Origin of the sequence: Arthrobacter sp. GCM10027362, from assembly GCF_042679445.1 — a bacterium.
Taxonomy (GTDB): Bacteria; Actinomycetota; Actinomycetes; order Actinomycetales; family Micrococcaceae; genus Crystallibacter.
Genome location: NZ_JBHTML010000343.1, coordinates 1 through 1,767, shown reverse-complemented (window position 1 = coordinate 1,767; position 1,767 = coordinate 1). Strand labels below are relative to the sequence as shown.

Annotated in this window: 3 protein-coding genes; 2 read left to right on the top strand and 1 reads right to left on the bottom strand. The window is 72.8% G+C overall.

Annotated elements, in window-relative coordinates; all coding sequences use genetic code 11:
• A partial coding sequence (locus ACFQ36_RS22475; RefSeq protein WP_377017752.1) for an aldehyde dehydrogenase family protein occupies positions 1 to 136 on the bottom strand: 136 nt, incomplete at its 3' end.
• A gap of 160 nt (positions 137 to 296) precedes the next feature.
• Here ACFQ36_RS22475 and ACFQ36_RS22470 point away from each other — a divergent pair.
• Positions 297 to 1,097 carry an SDR family oxidoreductase gene (locus ACFQ36_RS22470; protein ID WP_377017750.1) on the top strand — a complete coding sequence of 267 codons (801 nt, stop codon included), beginning with the start codon at positions 297 to 299 and terminating at the stop codon, positions 1,095 to 1,097.
• A gap of 143 nt (positions 1,098 to 1,240) precedes the next feature.
• On the top strand, positions 1,241 to 1,767 hold a 527-nt coding region (locus ACFQ36_RS22465), incomplete at its 3' end, for an IclR family transcriptional regulator (protein ID WP_377017748.1).

The window sequence follows — 1,767 nt, the reverse complement described above, 5'->3', positions numbered from 1 at the left end:
GGTCGGCGGCCCAGGCGGGGGCTGCGGTGCGGGCGGCGGCCACGGCCGCCGCGACGTCCTGCTCGGTGTGTTCGGGGGCCCGGCCCACGACCTCCAGGGTCGCCGGGTCCAGCACGTCGTAGTGGGTCGCCGTCATGGGAGGGTCCTTTCGGCACGGGGAAGATCCCTTCCAGTGTTGATGGTCTCTGTCACACCTTGCACGGCGCTTTCCGTCCAATGGAAAGCCAGCAGCCCCCCGCCCCGGCAGGTTGCCACCATGGAGTGAAGCACATCACGTACTAGCCGAGGAGTCCCCCATGGCCATCGACCAGCTGCCCATCGTCATCACCGGGGTGTCCTCCGGCATCGGGGCCCGCACCGCCCAGGTCCTGGGCGGACGCGGCGTCCCGCTGATCGGCATCGACCGCAACGCCCCCGAAGCGTTCGACGGCGTGTTCATCCAGGCCGACCTCTCCACCCCGGAAGGCGTGGAAGCCGCAGCGGCCGCCGTCGCGACGGCGGCTCCGAACGGGATTGCCGGGCTGGCCAACATTGCCGGCGTCCCGGGCACCGCCCCGTGGCGCACGGTCCTGTCGGTCAACGTCTTCGGGGTGCGCGGGCTGGTCCGCGCGCTCGCCCCGCTGATGGCCGAGGGCGGCGCCGTGGTCAATCTGGCCTCCAACGTCGGCGTGCAGTGGCGCACGGTCAGGGACCGCTGCGCCCAGTTCGCGCTCGCCGAGGACCAGGCGGCGGCCCTGGCCGCGGTGGCCGGCGACGAGGAGATCACGGCCGAGTCCTACCTGTTCTCCAAACAGTGCGTCCGCTTCCTCACCGAGCACCTGGCCGCCGAGCTGCTGCCGCGCCGCATCCGCGTCAACAGCGTCAGCCCCGGCCCGGTGGCCACGCCCATCCTGGAGGACTTCAAGCAGGACCACGGCCGCGACAAGGTCGAGGGTGCCGGCAAACTCCTGGGCCGCTTCGGTCAGCCGGAGGACATTGCCCGCGTGGTCGATTTCCTGTTGCGCCCCGAGTCCGCCTGGGTCAACGGTTCCGACATCCGCGTCGACGGCGGCCTGGCCGCCTACCGCGGCTCGGTCTTCGCCCAGCAGCCCGCCTGACGGGTTCCCGGCCCGGCCGGACGCCGGGGCTGCCTTCCGCACGGAGGCAGCCCCGGCGTCGTTCTTTAAACCCCCGCGCATTTAAACTGGAGGGTGACGGCGCCGGCCCCTGTCCGGCGCCCCGGCGGGAAGGACGGTGCGCCATGGCCAATGCTGCCCCGCGCGGACGTTCCGCCCGCGGACCGGAGGGGGACGACGGCGCCGCTCCGTCCGCCAGCGTGACCTCCAAGGCACTGGCCCTGCTGGGCACCTTCGATGCGGGGCATTCCGCCCAGACCCTCAGCTCGATGGCCCGCCGGGCCGGGCTGCCCGTGGCCACCGCCCACCGGCTGGCCGGCGAGCTGGTGGCCTGGGGCGGGCTCGAGAAACAGCGCGGCCTGTACCGCATCGGCCAGCGGATCTGGCGCCTGGGGCTGCTGGCCCCGGCCCAGCAGAACATCGCCGAGGTGGCTGCCCCGTTCATGCAGGACGTGCTGTTCGTGACCCAGAACGTCGTCAACCTCTTCATCCTGGACGGGGACGAGGTCCTGCTCGTCGAGCGGATGTCCGGCACCGGTGCCGGGGCACCGTTCCGGCGGGTCGGCGCCCGGCTCTCGCTCCACGGCAGCGCGGCCGGCAAGATCATGCTGGCCTTCGGGCCCAAGGGCCTGCTCGCGGCCGCGGCCGCCCG

Excerpts from the sequence above, each read along its gene's own strand:
- ACFQ36_RS22470 (WP_377017750.1), top strand. The coding sequence starts at position 297 with ATGGCCATCGACCAGCTGCCCATCGTCATCACCGGGGTGTCCTCCGGC.